A 17,563-nucleotide genomic window follows, 5' to 3' on the forward strand; every position below is an offset into this window, starting at 1 on the left:
GGCAAAAAAAGGCGCTTGCCTTCGCGCTGTGACGTGGCTAAGAACGTCCCGCGAACGAGATTTGTAGAACATTCGCGACCTTGTAAGATAAACGCTCAAAAAGCGTTATTTTACAATCCCTTGGTGGGGGATAGTTTAACGGTAGAACTGCGGACTCTGACTCCGTTAGTCCTGGTTCGAATCCAGGTCCCCCAGCCAATTGTAATCATTACGTTTTTCGCGTTTTCTCAGCTGGACCGGAAACGGCATTTTGAGAGAATTTTGAAAAATCTGTTCTCGTTTCGACCCCTTTCGACCACTCCTCGAGCTTCCTGATAGCGCTCTCCGCCATGGTCACATCGCGGCTCCGATCGTGCGCGTCGAGGGCGGGGGCTATCGCGCGATGGGCACCGCCGCTCTGCCCGCTCCCAGGTTTCACCTCAGCACAGTGGCACCGCGTACAGTGTCACCTGAATGCGCTATTCACGTTCCGACTGCGGATCCCTGCCGACAGCGCATGCGGTCGTTAAACTACACGCGCAGTTCCGGCCGATCGCGGAACAGATCGAGTGCTTCGGGATTGGCCAGCGAATCCGCATTTTTCACAGCCCGGCCGTGAACGACGTCGCGCACGGCGAGCTCGGTAATCTTGCCTGATTTTGTCCGTGGAATATCCGCCACCGCGATGATTTTCGCCGGAACGTGTCGCGGGCTTGCACCGCTGCGGATCGCCGCGCGGATCGCCTGCTGAAGGTCCTCGTCGAGCCTTGCTCCTTCCGCGAGCCGCACGAAAAGCACGACGCGCACATCGTTGTCCCACTCCTGCCCGATGGCGATCCCCTCCAGCACCTCCGGCATCCGATCGAGCTGGGCATAGATTTCAGCCGTGCCGATCCGTACGCCGCCGGGGTTGAGGGTCGCGTCCGAACGCCCATGGATCACGATGCCTCCATGCTCCGTCCATTCGGCGAAGTCGCCATGGCACCACACGCCTGGAAAGCGCTCGAAATAGCTCGCGCGATAGCGGCTTCCATCGGGGTCATTCCAGAAGCCGAGCGGCATGGTGGGAAAGGCCTTCGCACAGACGAGCTCTCCCTTGCCATGCGTCATGGGGCGGCCGTCGTCGTCCCAAATTTCGATGGCCAGGCCGAGCCCGGGCGCCTGGATCTCGCCCTTCCACACCGGCGACGTCGGCTCGCCGAGAACGAAGCAGCCGAGGATATCCGTGCCCCCGGACATCGAAACGAGCTGGGCATCGGGCGAGATCGCGTCATATACATAGTCGAAGCTCTCGGGCGAGAGCGGCGATCCCGTCGAGGCGATAACGCGGACGGTCGACAGATCATAGCTGTCGCGGGGGCGTATGCCGGCCTTGTGGCAGCTGTCGATGAACTTCGCCGAAGTGCCGAACAGGGTCACGCGCTCGTCCTCGGCATAGTCGAAGAGCACGTTCGGCGAGGGATGAAGCGGCGAGCCATCGTAGAGGATGATGGTCGCATCGCTAGCCAGGACGGCGGCGAGCCAGTTCCACATCATCCAGCCGCATGTCGTGAAATAAAAGACCCGGTCCCCGGCGCGAATATCGAAATGCAGGCGGTGCTCCTTCAGATGTTGAAGGAGCGCGCCCCCGGCCCCATGCACGATGCATTTGGGCACCCCCGTGGTTCCCGATGAAAAGAGAATGTAGAGGGGATGATCAAAGGAAAAACGCGGGAAGCGAATGGCCCGGGACGGAAAGTCCGCGAGCACCTCCGGCAGGTAAATTCCGTTGGGGATGGTGTCGGCAAGATCCTCGGCCTCGCCGAGATAGGGGACGAGCGCAACCGCCTTGAGACTGGGCAACTGAGCGGCGATCTCCCTTACCTTGTCACCCACGGCGATGCGTTTGCCGGCGTACCAATAGCCATCGACGGCGAAGAGCACGGTCGGCGTGATCTGCCCGAAGCGATCGACAACGCCGCGGGCGCCGAAATCCGGCGAGCACGAGGCCCAGGTCGCGCCGAGCGCAGCCGTCGCCAACATCGCCGCGACTGTCTCGGGACGGTTCGGCATCATCGCCGCCACGCGATGCCCGGGACCGACACCAAGGCTCTCGAGCCATTGCTGGATACGCGAAACGAGGTTGTGCAAGTCGGCGAAGGAAAGCCTGGCCTCCTCCTTGTCCTCCCCGCGAAAAACAATGGCCGTGGCATGATCCTGCCGCTGTAGAAGGTTTTCCGCGAAATTGAGCCGCGCGCCGGGAAAGAAAATGGCCCCCGGCATGGTGTCCTCAGTGAGCACCTCATCGGTGCGCTTGCCCACGACACCGCAGAAGTCCCACAGGGCAGACCAGAAGGCTGCGCGATCCGCGACGGAGAAAGCGTGAAGCTCGCCATAGGAAGAAAAGGATCGTCCCGCACGCGCGCCGAGAAAACGCATGAAACGCGCAACTGTTGATAGGGACGCTTCCGCCGCATCCGGCGTCCAGATCGGTTGCGACGATGTCATGTTTTCTTCCCCATTCTATCGTCGATACCTCGAACTGGTATCTTGCTGGTCAATAAAGCGCCACCTTTCAGCTTCACACAATATCTGCCAGAGTGCGCCGCGAGGGCGAGGCGGCTCTCTCATATGGCCGACATCATTGGCCGCTGAGGATTTTTGTTAAGGTTTTCGGGAGGTTAGGCAGCGATGCTCGCCCTGCCCGGCTGCCTCTAAAGCGATGGGCGATTCGTTCGTCCTGTCTATTGACCCTTTCATTGATTTCTGGTCATGACCCGACGGACTTTTTTCCTTCTCGCATCGATTTCGTTTGTGCTGGCGCTCGCGGCGGTGACGCCCTGGGCCGTGCCCAGCCTCAGACTCGACCGCGAGGTGGCAGCGCAGGTCAAACGCGTGACCGGGCTGACGCTGGTCTCGGAGGGTGACGCCACGCTCACCCTGCTGCCGGTCCCGCGGATCACTCTCCCCGACGTGACGCTTCGCGCCGCCAATGGCGAACGCATGATCTTCGCGCGCCAGCTGCGCGCCGACGTCGATCTGCTCGCCTTTTTCGGATCACGCCGTATCGCGATCGCTGAAGCGACCTTCGTCGCCCCGGCGGTGCGTCTGCGGCCCTTAACCAGTCCCGATCTGTGGCCCAATCTGCAGCAGCGGCTCAATGACACGAGTGCGCGGTTGACGCCTACACGGCTTACACTTTTGCGCGGACAGCTGCTCGATGATGACGACAACGACGTCGCCGATGACATCGACCTTGTCGCCAAATGGTCCCCGCGGGATGATGATCTCGATTTCCACGGCCGGGCGCGTTGGCGTGGCGAGATTGTGGATTTCCGCGCCATCAATATACAACCGCGCAGTCTGGCGGCCGGACAAAGCTCGCCGGCCTTTGTCTCGGTGTCGTCACGCCTTCTGTCCGCCTCGCTCCTGGGAACCATCGAGACAATCGAGTCCCTGCGCACGCGCGGCCGCTACAGCCTGAAGAGCCCCTCGCTGTCCGACGCCGTCGTGTGGCTCGACAAGCCCTTGCCGCTGACCGCCCAGATCGGCAGCTTCGCGCTCAGCGGCGATGGCGATCTTTCATTGCGCGGCGGATCTATTCCCTCGGCGACCATCGAGCTCGGCAGGAACCCGCTTGAGGGCGCGCTTGTGCTGCGCGTCGAGGGCGACCGTCCCGCTCTGTCTGCCACAGTCGCGGCGGATACGCTCGATCTCGACCGGCTGCTGCAGCCGCTCACCCCGGTGCGGTCCTCCTGGGGCAGCTGGAGCCGCGAGGCATTCACGCCGATGCTTGATAGCGCGGGCATCGACATTCGTCTGTCAGCCAACGCGGCCCGCCTCGGCGCGCTCACCTTCGAGGGCGTCGCCGCCGGGATCATGATGAACGCAGGCCGCATCGAGGTGTCCGTGGGGCGTGCCGCCCTTGGCCAGGGCACCCTCAAAGGGCGGCTGATCATGACCCAGGCTCAGGCGGCACCTGGCATTGATGTCAAACTCACGGGCAGCTTCGACCAGATCGAGGCCGGCGACGTCATCAACGAGGTCTTCGCCAACCGGCGCATTACCGGAGTTGCGCAGGGCCAGCTCGCGCTTGAGTCCAGCGGTCGCTCGTTCGCCACGCTCGCCAACGAGCTTGGCGGCAAACTCACCCTCAACCTGCGTCAGGGCGAGATCGCCGGTCTCGACCTGGCCGAAATCGCCAAGCGCGTGCAGGCTCGGCCACTCTCGACCGCGATGGAATGGCGAGGCGGGCGCACTAATTTCGAGCAGATTGGCTTTGGCCTCACCATTGCCAACGGCGTCGGCGAAATCACGGACGCCACGATGAACGCGCCCGGCCTGCGCGGCAGTCTCGGTGGGCGGATTGATATCGCGGACCGTCAGTTCAGTCTGCGCGGCGTCGTGACGGCGCCTACGACCGCCATGCCCGGCAAAGGCTTCCCGCTCGGGATCACCGGGACCTGGGACAGCCCCTCGATCGCTCCCGACATCCAGGCGCTCATCGAGCGCTCATCAGTGACGGGGCCACTGTTCGCAGTTCCCGCCGACCGGCGCCCGCGCGGCCCCGCGCGCATCGAAGCCATCAAGGCACAATAGATAAAAATCAATACTTTATTGATTTCTCCTAAACCACCTTGGCATCCCCATGTCTCGCCTTCGTCGCCAGTGACGAAGCGATGACGAGTATGGTCACGGCGAGAAGCATCAGGGTGCATAGCGCGTTGATCTCGGGCGAGAGCCCCCTGCGTGCCTTGTTGAAAATCTCGATAGGCAGGGTCGACGTGCCTGGACCGGTGGTGAAACTCGCGATGACCACATCATCAAGCGAAAGGGTCAGCGCCAGCAGAAATCCGGCACCGACCGATGGCGCGATGAGCGGCAGCGTGACCTTGAAGAAAGTGCGCAGGGGCGGTGAGCCGAGGTCCAGCGCGGCCTCCTCGAGGCTGCGGTCGAAGGCGATCAGCCGCGATTGCACGACAACCGCGACGAAGCTCATGGTGAAGCTCGTGTGCGCGAGCGTCACGGTCCAGAACCCGCGCCCAATATCCAGCGAAACGAAAAAGAGCAGCAGAGCGAGGCCGGTGATCACCTCGGGCATCACCAGCGGCGCATAGACCATGCCGGTGAACAAGGCCCGGCCGCGAAAACGGCCGTGACGCACCAGCGCCAACGCGGCCAGCGTCCCAAGAACCGTCGCGAGGCTCGCGGAGACGAGCGCGACGCCGATGGAGGTCCACAGTGCGTCGAGGAGCTGTGAATTGTTCCAGACTTCGCTGTACCAGCGTGTCGAGAAGCCGCCCCACACCGCCACGAGCTGTGAGCCGTTGAACGAGTAGATCACCAGCACGACAAGCGGCAGGTAGAGAAAAACGAAGCCCAGAGTCAGCACGGTGGTGTCGAGACCGGAGAGGCGGCGGATCATCGGGCCTGCTCCATCCGGCGCATCTCCATCGACCGATGCAGGGTGATGGGACCGATGATGATAACGAGCAGCACGATCGCCACCGCCGAGGCCAGCGGCCAGTCCCTGTTTTTGAAGAACTCGTCCGACAACGTCTTGCCGATCATCAACGTGTCCGTTCCGCCGAGGAGTTCGGGAATGACATATTCTCCCATGATCGGGATGAAACAGAGCAAGGCCCCCGCGGCGAGACCCGGCAGGGCCAGCGGCAGCGTCACCTTGCGGAAGCTCCGCCCCGGCCGAGCGCCGAGATCCTCAGCAGCTTCCAGCAACGTCCAGTCGAATTTCTCCAGGGTCGCGAACAGCGGCAGGATCATGAAAGGCAGATAGCAATAGACGAGGCCAATGAGCACCGCCGTCTCCGTCTGCAACAGTCCGAGCGGCGAACTGGTGAGACCGGCGCCCATCAGCACCGCATCCAGGAGCCCCTGCGGACGCAAGATGCCGATCCAGGCATAAACGCGGATGAGAAAGCTCATCCAGAACGGCAGGATCACCAGGAGAACAAGGAGCGGCCTCCTATGCGCAGGAGCCTTCGCCATGGCATAGGCGAAGGGGAAACCAATGACGACGAGTATCGCCGTCGCGGTCGCGGCGATACGAACCGACGACAGCACCGCCTCGCCGTAGAAGAAATCCTCCATCAATAACAGAAAGTTATCGATGTTCAGGCCTGCAAGGAACGTCGCTATCCCGGCTAATCCCTCGGAGAGGTTCAGTACGGGCTGGTAGGGCGGCATGGCGCTCGCCGTCTGCGACAGCGACAGCTTGAGCACGATGCCGAAGGGAACAAGAAAGAAGACGAGAAGCCACACATAGGGAACGGCCGGCACAATCGCTTGCATCAAGCGTCGTGTCCGCTTCTTCGAATGGGGTATCGTCATGTTCGTCCCGGAAGGAAGAATCGGCGCAACCATTGCTTCTTCCGAGATTTATAGGCATTGCGGGCGTTAGGGGAGTACCCGCCGCGATCAGAGTTTTGGACGCAATTGCAAGCGTGGGACGGCGGCGGGGTATAGACTACGGCCATTGACAGCCGCACCGGGCCAACGGTTTTCTGGTCGACGGTCGCAGCGCGAGAAAGACAGCGAAGGAACCATGGCGAAACAGGACAAAAAGGGCACCAAGCTCCTGCCGAACAATCGCGGGGCTGCCGATATCGCAGCAGCCCGCGCCTTCGTCGATGCGCATGGCATCGAGGATATCGAGTGCTTTGTACCCAATCAGGCCGGTGTCGCCCGCGGCAAGATGATGCCGTCGGAAAAATTCTTCGGCAGTCCCAATCTCAGCCTGCCAGGCGCCATCTTCTATCAGACCATCTCAGGTGACTACCCCGACGAGGTCGTGGACAAGGAGCTGCCGACGGACGGCGACCTGATCCTCGAACCCGATCTCTCCACGCTAACCGTCGTGCCATGGGCGAGCGACCCGACGGCGCAGATCATCCACGACGCCTATTTCCGCGACGGGCGCCCCGTCGAGACGTCGCCTCGGCAGGTGTTGAAGCGCGTTGTCGACATGTACCGCCAACGCGGCTGGCAACCGATCGTCGCCCCGGAAATCGAGTTCTACCTCGTCAAGCGCAACACCGACCCGGACTATCCGCTGGAGCCGCCGATCGGGCGTTCCGGCCGGGCCGAGATTGGCCGACAGGCCTATTCGATCGCGGCGGTCAACGAGTTCGATGCCCTGTTCGATCTCATCTACGACTACTCGGAAGCGCAGGGGCTTGAAATCGACACCCTGATTCACGAGGAAGGCGCGGGCCAGATGGAGATCAACCTCCGTCATGGGGACCCCATCGATCTCGCCGATCAGGTGTTTCTGTTCAAGCGCACCATTCGCGAGGCCGCGATGGCGCATGACATGTATGCGACCTTCATGGCCAAGCCCATCGCTCATCAGCCGGGCTCGGCCATGCATATCCACATGTCAGTGGTCGATGCGGAGACGGGCGCCAATATCTTCACCAATCAGTCTGACGGCCAGCCGACCCAGGAGTTCTTCTCCTATATCGCCGGCCTGCAGACGCATCTGCCCGCCGCGATGGCGATGCTTGCACCTTATGTGAACTCCTACCGGCGTCTGACGCGCCATTCGACGGCGCCCATCAACACGCGCTGGGGCTACGACAACCGCACGACCGGCCTCCGGGTCCCACCATCGAGCCCTGAAGCGCGCCGCGTCGAGAACCGTGTCCCCTCCTCCGACGCCAATCCCTATCTCGCCATCGCGGCCTCGCTCGCCTGCGGCCTTCTCGGTATCGACCGGCGATTGAGACCCGGCGAGCCGGTTCCCGGCTCGGCCTACGACCTCGATCACGATCTGCCGCTCGGCCTGCTCGAGGCGGTCGCGGCACTCGAGGAAAGCGAGGCCATGCGCGAGATCCTGGGCGAAAGCTTCGTGCGCGCCTTCACCGCCGTGAAGCGCTCGGAGTTCGAGACCTTCATGGAAGTCATCAGCCCCTGGGAACGCGAGTACCTGCTGCTCAATGTCTAGGATCACTCCCTTCAACGATCGTCGGAGCAAGGTTGGCCTGGAGGCTGAAGGTAAGGCAGCCGGGTACCTCGCTGTCATCCCCGGCGTCCCGGAGCGACGGGAAGGGGATCCATAAAGAAGGAGATCCATGAGCCGGAGCGCTTCATCTTTTTGGACCCCCTTCCCGAGCGGCTTCGCCGCTCGCCGGGGATGACACGCGCTGAGAGCTTATCCTCTCAGCTGAATGTCGATTTCGCCGAAGGCATGATCCGACCGGAGTGAAACGAGGATCGATAAAGTGATACTTCCAATAAAAGAAATTGGCGCGCCGATCTGATGCTTTCAGATCAAACGCGCCTCAGGTGACACGCCCGCGATCAATGACCCAGCTTCCGACATCCGGCTCGATCCTCAATCTCTATGAGGATGAGCCACTTAACGCCGGGCCCGCGACGGCCCAGCTCGCCGACGGAGCGCGCGTCGACATCTGCGTCATCGGTGCCGGTTTCACCGGGCTCGGTGCCGCGCTGACCCTGGCTGAGGGCGGCGCCGACGTGCTCGTCGTCGAGGCAGGCCGTATCGGTAGCGGGGCCTCGGGCGTCAACGGCGGGCAGATTCACCCGGGCCAGCGGCGCGATCAACAATGGCTGGAGGCGAAGGTCGGAGACGACGAGGCGATGCGCCTCTGGCAATTCGCGGAGGAGGCACGGCTCTGGCTCCATGATCGCATCACACGCCATGGGATCGCCTGTGATCTCGAACCCGGGCTTCTCAGCCTCGCGCATCGGCGCGATATAATGGAGGGGATGAAGGCCGACGCGCTTCATATGGCCAATCGTTACGGTGTCGCCGGGCTTGAGGTTCTCACCACCACCGACCTGCCACGCTATACCGGCGCGCAGGGCTATTTCGGCGGGATCTTCGATCCCCATGGCGGGCATCTCGATCCCCTCGCCCTCACCCGCGGGTTTGCCGCGGCGGCGAGCAACGCCGGCGCGCGCATCGCCGAGAATACGACCGTGCGTCGCGTCACGCGCGATGGCGCCGGCTGGCGGCTGGATACCAATCGCGGCACGGTGACAGCACGCGTCGTCGTCGCGACGGGCGACGGCAGTCTTGGCAATCTCCTTCCCGAGGTCGCCGGGCATGTGGTACCCATCGTGAATTTCATGGTGGCGACGGAGCCGCTCGGCAACCGCGCGGCGGCAGTGCTGACTGAACGCTACGCGGCTTCCGACAGCAAATTCGTGGTCAACTACTTCAAGCGGACAGCTGACGATCGCCTAGTTTTCGGTGGTGGGGAGAGCTACGGCAACGCTGTGCCGTCCAACATCCGCGCCCGTGTTCAGCCGCGCATGCTCAAGGTGTTCCCCGGCCTCGCCGACGTACCGCTCACCCACGCTTGGGGCGGGCGCCTCGGCATAACGGCGACCCGCCTGCCCTTCGTTCGCAAATTCGGGCCCGATTTAAGGCCTATGCCCGATCAGCGACGTGGCGCAAACGGCGGGACTGGGCCGGAGCTTTACGTGGCCTCGGGCTTTTCGGGCCAGGGCGTCATGATTGGTCCCTACACGGGCGTTGCCATCGCCGAGGCAATCGGAGGACGAAGCGATCGCTTCGAGCTCATGGCGCGATTGCCAATTCCGCGATTTCCCGGCGGGCCGCTGCTGCGGCGCGCGATGGTCATCGCCGCGATGGTTGGCGCCGGGCTTGTCGATCGGCTCTGAACAAGAGAAACAATGCCTGAAAGGCAGTGCAATGGCACTGTCCCCGACGCTATCGTCAAAAGGATAATTCCTGAAAAAGTTATTCTGAGACGATCGAAAATAATGGTGTATTTCAAATATATTACAGCGACATTCCTGATTATTCTCATCCCCATCGGTACATTTCTTCTTTTCTTCATGGACGTCATACCAAGGTCGTCATCGCGTGCCGCGCGGGTCGAACATGTCGTGCTGGTCCGTTTTCGTCCGGATGTGACGAAACCGCAGATCGCCGGCGTGTTCGCCGCCCTGGAGCAGCTCCGGCATACCATCCCGGGCATTACCCGCATCCTGACAGGCCCAAACAGCAGCCCGGAGGGGCTGGCGCGCGGCTACAACCACCTCTTTATCGTTGATTTCGCAAGTATCGCGGCACGCGATGCCTATCTCAAAGACCCCGGGCATCGGGCGCTTGCCCGACAGCTCCTCTCCCTCGCGGATGGAGGTACGGATGGCGTGGTCGTCGCTGATCTCGCCGCTGGGGACTGAAGATCCGTTCCGGGCCGGTGACGAGCGACCGACCTCAATGGCCGCCGCTGTCGCCGCCCGCCGCCGCGCGGGGTTTCTTCACCATCGGCAGGATGAGGACGAGCGCCAGGAACAGGAAGGTCAAGGCATAGAATACATCGGCGAAAGCCATGACGGTCGCCTGCTGGCGGACGATACCGGCGAGCTGCTTGATCGCGGCGAGGTCGGCGTTCGATCCGAGAGCCGAGAAGCCCTGCGTCATCTTGGCCAGCGTTTCCTCCGCCGCCGTGCGGCCCCAGGCGACCTGCTCGTGCAGCCGAGCCAGATGCAGATCCAGCCTGTTGTTCAGGAGCGTGTTGATCAAGGCGAGGCCGACGGCGCCACCGAGATTGCGCGTGAGATTGAACAAGCCGGACGCGTTCTTGATCTCATGGGGCGGCAATGTTCCAAGCGCCACATTGCTGATCGGCACCATGCAGATCATCATCGACACCCCGCGCAGCACCTGCGGCACGAACAGCTCCCAGAAATCCCAGTCAGACGTGATGTTCGTGACTTGCCACGTGCCAAGCGCAAAGCCCGCGAAGCCAAGGCCCATCATTACGCGCGGATCGAGCTTGGTCATCAGCCGGCCGGCTAGCGGCGCGGCGAAGAACATCGCGAGACCAGAGACGAACATCGTCTCGCCGATCATCAGGGCCGAATAGCCGCGGATGCGTCCGAGATAGACGGGATAGAGATAGGTCAGGCCATAGAGGCCAATGCCCATCACGAAGCTGAAGGCGGATCCTGTCGCGAAATTGCGGTCCCGGAAGGCTCGGATATCGACCACCGGCATTTTCGCCATCAGGACACGCACGAAGAAGGCCACGCAAGAGGCCGCGGCGACGATCGTGAACACGACGATCGCCTCGTCATCGAACCAGTCATTAGTCGGGCCTTCCTCCAGCACATATTCGAGGCTTCCGAGGAAGCCCGCCATGAACAGGAGGCCCCACCAGTCGAAGCGGTCGAGGAGGCTGAGGTCCGGCTCGTCGAAGTCGACCAGGATGAAGGTCGCGACCGCCACGATCACGCCTGGAACGATATTGACGAGAAACAGCCAGTGCCAGGAGAAAAGGTCCGTGAGATAGCCGCCGATCGTCGGGCCGATCGTGGGCGCCAACGTCGCGACCAGGCCGATGATCGGCGAGACAACGGCCTGCTTGTTGCGGGGAAAGGCACTGAAGGCGGTCGCAAAGACCGTGGGGATCATGCCGCCGCCGATGAACCCCTGCAGCGCGCGATAGACGATCATCTCGTTGATCGACGACGCCGTCGCGCAGAGAAAGCTCATCAGCGTGAAGCCGGCGGCCGAAAAGGCGAAAAGCCAGCGTGTGGACAGCGCGCGTGACAGGAAGCCGGAGAGCGGAATCATAATCACTTCCGCGATCAGATAGCTCGTCTGAACCCATGAGATCTCGTCCGAGCTCGCCGCGAGGCCCGCCTGGATCTCCGCGAGCGAGGCGGACACGATCTGGATGTCCAGGATGGCCATGAACATCCCGAACACCATGAAGATAAAGGCGATGAACTTGCGTGCCGGAATGCCCAGCACGAGAACGGGCGGCCGCTCATCGCCCGCCGCAACAGTCGCGCTCATAGGCGTCTGCCTTTATTCGTGAGCGGGCCCGCCTGTCGCGGACTTGCTCCAATCGTGAATAGAAAAGACACTTCAACAGCCTGGATGACATGCAGCGATGCCATCCAGGCTGGATTTGATCTATCGGCGCTCGGCGGAGGCCTTGAGGGCCGCCGTCTGCTGGGTGCCGTCCTCATGACGTGTATCGACGGTCGCGACCACCGACATACCGGGCCGCAACACGTGGTCGCTAAGGGTATCCGGCGAGAAGCGGATGCGAACGGGCACCCGCTGCACGATCTTGGTGAAGTTGCCCGTCGCGTTTTCCGGCGGCAGCAGGCTGAACAGGGCGCCCGACGCGGGCGAGATGCTCGCGACCTCTCCCGCGAAGACCCGGCCGGGATAGGCATCGACGGTGATGTCAACCCGCTGGCCAGGCTTCAGCTTGCCGAGCTGGGTTTCCTTGTAGTTCGCGTCGACATAGACGGCATCGAGCGGAACGAGAGCCGCGAGGCGTTCCCCAACGGAAACGAGCTTTCCGACCTGCACGGCGCGGTTACCGATGACCCCGGAGACCGGCGCCTTGATCTCGGTGAAGGAGAGATCGCGCTCGGCCCTGGCGAGGCTTGTCCTGTCCTCGTCGAGGCTACGCTCCGCCTCGACGCGCTGGGCGTTGAGAACGCCGACATTGGCCCGCGCGGAATCAAGGCCCGCCTTTGCGCTGGCGAGATTGGCCCGGGTGCGGTCCCGATCGGCGCGGGCGTTATCCAGCGCCTGTTTGCTCGCGAAATTGCTCTTGGCGAGCTGTTGCTGGCGATCGAATTCCAACTCGGCTCGATCCACATCCGCCTGCGCGGCGGCGATCTGCGCTTCGGCCTGCTCCACGGAGGCCTGACCGGCCTTGACCTGCTCTGCAATGCGGGCGATTGCCGCCTGCTGGGTCGCGACCTTGCCCTTGGCCGCATCGACCGCGAGGCGATAATCGCCATCGTCAATGCGCGCGATGATGTCACCCTCGCGTACGAACTGGTTGTCCGTGACATCGACACTGGTGATGTAGCCTGAAACCTTGGCCGCCATGATCGTCATGTCGACATGCACATAGGCATCGTCGGTCTCGATCTCGAAGCGGCCCAGCGTCCACCAATGGTATCCCTCGTAGCCACCCGCGGCGAGCGCGATAAGGGCAACCGCCGCCAGCAAGGGCTTGCGAATACGGCTCTTTTTCTTCGGCGCATCCTTGGCGTGGTGCTTACCGCCATGGTGCTTGTGCTCCGGCTTGCCTCCGGCCGGCTGAGCCGGCGCTTCCTGGACCGGCTCTTGAGGACCACGCGCGTCTTCAGGCTTCCGGACGGACATCACATCGCGTGTCGGCGTGGCCGCCTGCCCCGTCACGTTACCGCCTGATGAGGGCTCCTCGCGGACCATGAGGTCGAACCCATCGGCCATATTCTGGCGTCTATCCACGGCACTCGTCCATCTGCAGAAGTCTTGACCGAACCGTTCGGTCAGCACTACAACCAGATAGATTGACCGAACGGTTCGGTCAACGACGCCTATGTGCGCCACCGCACGGCGCAACGCGTGTTTTGCGGCGGCTTGCCACCCATCTGTCGCCCAGGGCAAAGATGGTGTAGCGCATATATCAAGCGGTTGAGCCATCAAGGACGGAGCCAATGGATCCCCTCACCCTCGCTTCCGAGCGCGAGGACACCACACAGGAAGCCACGAAGCGCAGCGACATTCTGAATGGCGCGCGGCAGGTTTTCCGTGCCAACGGTTTTGACGGGGCGAGCATGGGCGACATCGCGAAGGCGGCAAGCGTCTCGAAGGGCACGCTTTACGTCTATTTCGACAGTAAGGAGGCGCTTTTTCGCGCCTTGATCGATGTCGATCGCCGTGATGCGGCGGAGCGTCTTTTCGATCTTGATGACAATGATCCCGATGTGCGCGGCGTGCTGACCCGGCTCGGTATCCGCTTTATCGGCATGATGATCCAGCCGGAGCATGTCTCGCTCCTGCGCATGGTCATCGGCGCGGCGGAGAAATTTCCGGCGCTGGGACGCGCCTTCTTCGAGGCCGGGCCGTGCTATGGTGTGATGCGGCTTTCGATCTATCTCGCGGCACAGCATGCGGCGGGACGTCTCGTTATCGAGGATAGCGATATCGCCGCCGCGCAATTCATCGGCCTCGTGCAAGGCGGCCTCACCAAGGCCCCGCTCTTCGGCGTGAATGAGAAGCCCTCGCGGGAGGCTATCGAAAAAACCGTCGCGAGCGCAATACGCGTGTTCTTCGCGGCCTACGGACAAGAGCAGGCCTGAAGCAAGGGCGCGAGCCCTATTTATCGTCCCTTAAGGCGTCCTTGACGCGCGCGTCGAGCACCTCGGGCTGCTTGATGACGAGGGCGCCGCGCGTACGCTCCACGAGACCTTCCGCCGTCAGGGCGCTGAATTCCCGCGTCACCTGTTCGCGACGGCAACCGATGCGGGCCGCGATGACATGGTGAAAGGGCGGCGGCGTGACGACACGCTCCCCCGGATGGCCGGCGCGAGGCACCGACAGACGCAACAACTCCGCATAAAGGCGGTGCCGGAGATCGAGCACCGTATGTTCCATGATGCGTGCATTGAGCTCGCGCACGCGCCCCGCAAGAAGCTTGAGCAAGCGCTCAGCCACCGTAGGAGACGCAAAGACGATCTGGCGGAAGACCGAGGCCGGCATGATGCAGACTTCACCGCGCGTCAGAGCCGTCACATTCGCCGACCGCTTCACGCCATCGATGGCCGCGAGTTCGCCGAACAATTCGCCCGCACGCATCTCACCGAGAATAACTTCTTTCCCCGACTGGCTGCGCACGAGCACGCGCACCTCGCCAGCGACGATGAAATAGACGTCGGTGGAGACATCCTCGAAATCCACAAGGATCTCGTCGGCCTCGAAACGGCGCCAGTTGCAGCGCTGTTCGTAGGAGACGAAATCCAAATCCGCGTCCTTGAAGAACGGAACACGCGTCAACTGCAACATCGCCCCGATTCTCACCTTCCGTCCGCATCGTCCGGACCTGAGGGAACGGGGTCAAGCGGCTTTAGCTCCCGTCAGCGGAGCTACCATCGGAAGTGCCATCGGATGCGCTGCGAAAGCAACATATCTTAGCGCGCCCCGCCCATTTTTGCCGGGATTGCACGCATTTTGTTTCAACATTCAAGCAATATGCGGCCGAAAGCCCTTCACCGCCTTATGCGGCCGGTAGCGGAACCATGGCGGGAACACCTTCGGGGACCTGGACCGGCGCATGTATCGCAGGCCAGACGCGCGGATCGGCGCGCAGACCCTCAACACGGGAGACGCTTCCCGCCCCCCCCACCACCAGGGCAATACCCATCACAAGGCCGCCGACGGCAACCGCCAGAGCGGGAACGGAGAACAAACTGACATCGAGACGCATGACTTTGGCCGAATCACATGTTGTCCACAGCTTTTCAACACCATGTCCTCACGTTTGTCCAAGGCAGCATCGCGACCGGACTATGTCGAAGGCAAGGCAACACACGCAAAGTAACACCCGCAAATCGCTCGCATCCACACACAGCACTTGCGGGAAAAGCCCTCAAACGGCACAAGACTGCCATGCTGCAGATCAACGAACTGACCTATCGGCTCGGAGCACGCCTCCTGATCGATCAAGCGACCGTCGCGGTCCCCAGCGGGGCGCGTGTCGGCCTCGTCGGTCGCAACGGCGCGGGCAAGACGACGCTCTTCCGGTTGATACAGGATGAGATAGCGGGCGAGTCCGGCAGCATCACCCGGCCCAAGAACTGGCGCATCGGCGCGGTCGCGCAGGAGGCGCCGGGAGGGCCGGAGACGTTGATCGAGGTCGTGCTGGCGGCCGATACCGAACGCGCCGCCCTGTTGGCCGAGGCCGAAACCACGACCGATCCCATGCGGCGCGCCGATATCGAGATCAGGCTCGTCGATATCGACGCCCATTCGGCGCCGGCCCGGGCAGCCTCCATCCTCCATGGCCTCGGCTTCGACGCGGAAGCACAGGCACGCCCGTGTTCCGCCTTCTCGGGCGGCTGGCGCATGCGGGTCGCCCTTGCCGCGGTGCTCTTCACCGAGCCGGATCTGCTGCTCCTGGACGAACCGACGAACTATCTCGATCTCGAAGGGACGCTCTGGCTTTACGACTATCTCGGGCGCTATCCCCATACGGTGCTCGTCATCAGCCACGACCGCGAGCTGCTCGATACCGCCGTCGACCACATCCTGCATCTCGACCAGGGCAAGCTCACGGTCTATCGCGGCGGCTACACCTCCTTCGATCGCCAGCGGCGGGAGAAGCAGGCCCTGCAGTCGAAGGCGCGCATGAAGCAGGAGGCCGAGCGCAAGCATTTGAGCGCCTTCGTCGAACGCTTCCGCGCCAAGGCCTCGAAGGCCCGGCAAGCGCAATCGCGCCTCAAGCGGTTGGAAAAAATGGAGCCAATCGCGGCGGTGGCCGGCGAAGAGGTGCTGCCTTTCCATCTCCAGGGGCCAGACCGCCCCCTCTCCCCGCCCCTCATCGCGATCGAGGGCGTGGGCGCGGGCTACGGCGACCGCACCGTGCTCGATCGACTCAACCTCACGCTTCTGCCGGACGACCGCATCGCGCTGCTCGGCTCGAACGGAAACGGCAAGTCGACCTTCGCCAAGCTCCTCTCCGGGCGCCTCGCGCCCATGAAGGGCCAGGTGACCCATTCGCCCAAGCTGAAGACAGCCTATTTCGCCCAGCACCAGCTTGACGAGCTGAGCATGGCCGAGACGCCGTTGCAGCATATCGCGGCGCTTATGCCGGATGCCCCGCAAGCCAAGCAGCGGGCGCGCGCCGCCCAGTTCGGCTTTTCCGGCGCGCGCGCCGAGACGCCAGTCGAGAAGCTCTCCGGCGGCGAGAAGGCGCGCCTCCTCATGGGCCTCGCGGCTTTCGGCGGTGCCCATCTCCTGATCCTCGACGAGCCGACCAACCACCTCGACATCGACAGCCGTCAGGCTCTCGTGGAAGCGATCAACGACTACACCGGCGCCGTCGTCCTCATCAGCCATGATCGCTTCCTCATCGAGGCCTGCGCGGAGCGCCTGTGGCTCGTCTCGAACGGCACCGTGAAGTCCTACGATGGCGACATGGACGACTATCGCCGCCTCGTGCTCGGCCTCGACAAATCCGGCAGCGGCGGCAATCGCGAGCCGGAGATCAAGGCGCCCGCCGCCGCGCCGGCCCGGCCCGCCGGCGCGGCGCGCCCATCCCTCAATGCCATGCGCAAGCGCGTCACGGAACTAGACGCGCGCATCGCGAAGCTGACAGCCGCCATTGAAAAGGTCGACACCGCACTTGCCGACCCCTCCGCCTTCAGGGACAATCCGACCAAGGCTGCGGAACTCGCGCGCATGCGCAACGAGGCCGCCGAGGCGCTTGCGCGAACGGAAGACGAATGGCTCGACGCGACGACGATGCTGGAAGACGCGCAATAATGATCGGAGCGACACACATACGCCGATCATCGCAGAAAAACACACCATATATATAATTTATATTAATATCGTCATAAATAATAAAAACAAAATTAATCGGAAAACATCATTGTTTATGCATTACATGCATCGCGAAAAATATTCGCCGATCGATACTACGTGACACTTTTACATGTCACCGATGGCGGACACCTTATGAAGCTCCTCACTCTTCCAGAGATCGTCAGGAGAATTCCTGGCGCCCGAGGTTTCGGCAAATCAGTCGCCCGTGCAACGGGGGTGATACCCTCGAAACGCGGTAGCGAG

At 62.6% G+C, this 17,563-nt stretch carries 12 protein-coding genes and 1 tRNA gene; 7 read left to right on the top strand and 6 right to left on the bottom strand.

Annotated features, from left to right (window positions below; genetic code table 11):
- Positions 1-124: 124 nt before the first annotated feature.
- Positions 125-198: transfer RNA gene (locus KIO74_RS05835), tRNA-Gln, on the top strand.
- Positions 199-510: 312 nt separating this feature from the next.
- Here KIO74_RS05835 and KIO74_RS05840 read toward each other — a convergent pair.
- The gene (locus tag KIO74_RS05840) at positions 511-2,466 is read right to left on the bottom strand and encodes an acetoacetate--CoA ligase (RefSeq protein WP_213331125.1); all 1,956 of its coding nucleotides are present in this window, start codon (positions 2,464-2,466) and stop codon (positions 511-513) included.
- Positions 2,467-2,730: 264 nt separating this feature from the next.
- Here KIO74_RS05840 and KIO74_RS05845 point away from each other — a divergent pair, with 264 nt between their 5' ends.
- Entirely contained in the window at positions 2,731-4,557 is a 1,827-nt protein-coding gene (locus KIO74_RS05845) for an AsmA family protein (protein WP_213331126.1), read from the top strand.
- A 28-nt stretch (positions 4,558-4,585) separates the two neighbouring features.
- Here KIO74_RS05845 and KIO74_RS05850 read toward each other — a convergent pair whose 3' ends face one another.
- Entirely contained in the window at positions 4,586-5,383 is a 798-nt protein-coding gene (locus tag KIO74_RS05850) for an ABC transporter permease (protein ID WP_213331127.1), read from the bottom strand.
- Entirely contained in the window at positions 5,380-6,267 is an 888-nt protein-coding gene (locus tag KIO74_RS05855; protein WP_213334356.1) for an ABC transporter permease subunit, read from the bottom strand. The genes KIO74_RS05850 and KIO74_RS05855 overlap by 4 nt, the downstream gene beginning before the upstream one ends.
- 253 nt (positions 6,268-6,520) lie before the next feature.
- On the opposite strand from KIO74_RS05855, the gene KIO74_RS05860 reads away from it, so the two are divergent.
- The 3 genes from KIO74_RS05860 (at position 6,521) to KIO74_RS05870 (ending at position 10,155) form a co-directional block, all read left to right on the top strand.
- The gene (locus KIO74_RS05860) at positions 6,521-7,921 is read left to right on the top strand and encodes a glutamine synthetase family protein (RefSeq protein WP_213331128.1); all 1,401 of its coding nucleotides are present in this window, start codon (positions 6,521-6,523) and stop codon (positions 7,919-7,921) included.
- Between the two features lie 359 nt (positions 7,922-8,280).
- Positions 8,281-9,627 carry an NAD(P)/FAD-dependent oxidoreductase gene (locus tag KIO74_RS05865; RefSeq protein WP_213331129.1) on the top strand — a complete coding sequence of 449 codons (1,347 nt, stop codon included), beginning with the start codon at positions 8,281-8,283 and terminating at the stop codon, positions 9,625-9,627.
- A 102-nt stretch (positions 9,628-9,729) separates the two neighbouring features.
- On the top strand, positions 9,730-10,155 hold the full coding sequence (locus tag KIO74_RS05870; protein WP_213331130.1) for a Dabb family protein: 426 nt from the start codon (positions 9,730-9,732) through the stop codon (positions 10,153-10,155).
- Positions 10,156-10,189: 34 nt separating this feature from the next.
- Here the strand turns inward: KIO74_RS05870 and KIO74_RS05875 are convergent, their stop codons facing one another.
- Both KIO74_RS05875 and KIO74_RS05880 read right to left on the bottom strand, forming a co-directional pair.
- Positions 10,190-11,776, bottom strand: a complete 1,587-nt coding sequence (locus KIO74_RS05875; RefSeq protein WP_213331131.1) for a DHA2 family efflux MFS transporter permease subunit — start codon at positions 11,774-11,776, stop codon at positions 10,190-10,192.
- A 120-nt stretch (positions 11,777-11,896) separates the two neighbouring features.
- On the bottom strand, positions 11,897-13,222 hold the full coding sequence (locus KIO74_RS05880; RefSeq protein ID WP_291978906.1) for an HlyD family secretion protein: 1,326 nt from the start codon (positions 13,220-13,222) through the stop codon (positions 11,897-11,899).
- A 209-nt stretch (positions 13,223-13,431) separates the two neighbouring features.
- Between KIO74_RS05880 and KIO74_RS05885 the strand changes: the two genes are divergently transcribed.
- Positions 13,432-14,076 (top strand): TetR/AcrR family transcriptional regulator, encoded by a 645-nt coding sequence (locus KIO74_RS05885; protein ID WP_213331132.1) that lies wholly within the window; start codon positions 13,432-13,434, stop codon positions 14,074-14,076.
- A gap of 16 nt (positions 14,077-14,092) precedes the next feature.
- Here KIO74_RS05885 and KIO74_RS05890 read toward each other — a convergent pair whose 3' ends face one another.
- Complete coding sequence (locus KIO74_RS05890; protein ID WP_213331133.1) at positions 14,093-14,779, bottom strand: Crp/Fnr family transcriptional regulator; 687 nt, start codon at positions 14,777-14,779, stop codon at positions 14,093-14,095.
- 603 nt (positions 14,780-15,382) lie between these two features.
- Between KIO74_RS05890 and KIO74_RS05895 the strand changes: the two genes are divergently transcribed.
- A complete protein-coding gene (locus tag KIO74_RS05895) occupies positions 15,383-17,257 on the top strand; it encodes an ABC-F family ATP-binding cassette domain-containing protein (RefSeq protein ID WP_213331134.1) in 1,875 nt (624 codons plus the stop codon).
- Positions 17,258-17,563: the final 306 nt, after the last annotated feature.

Source organism: Chelatococcus sp. HY11 (genome assembly GCF_018398335.1).
GTDB lineage: Bacteria > Pseudomonadota > Alphaproteobacteria > Rhizobiales > Beijerinckiaceae > Chelatococcus.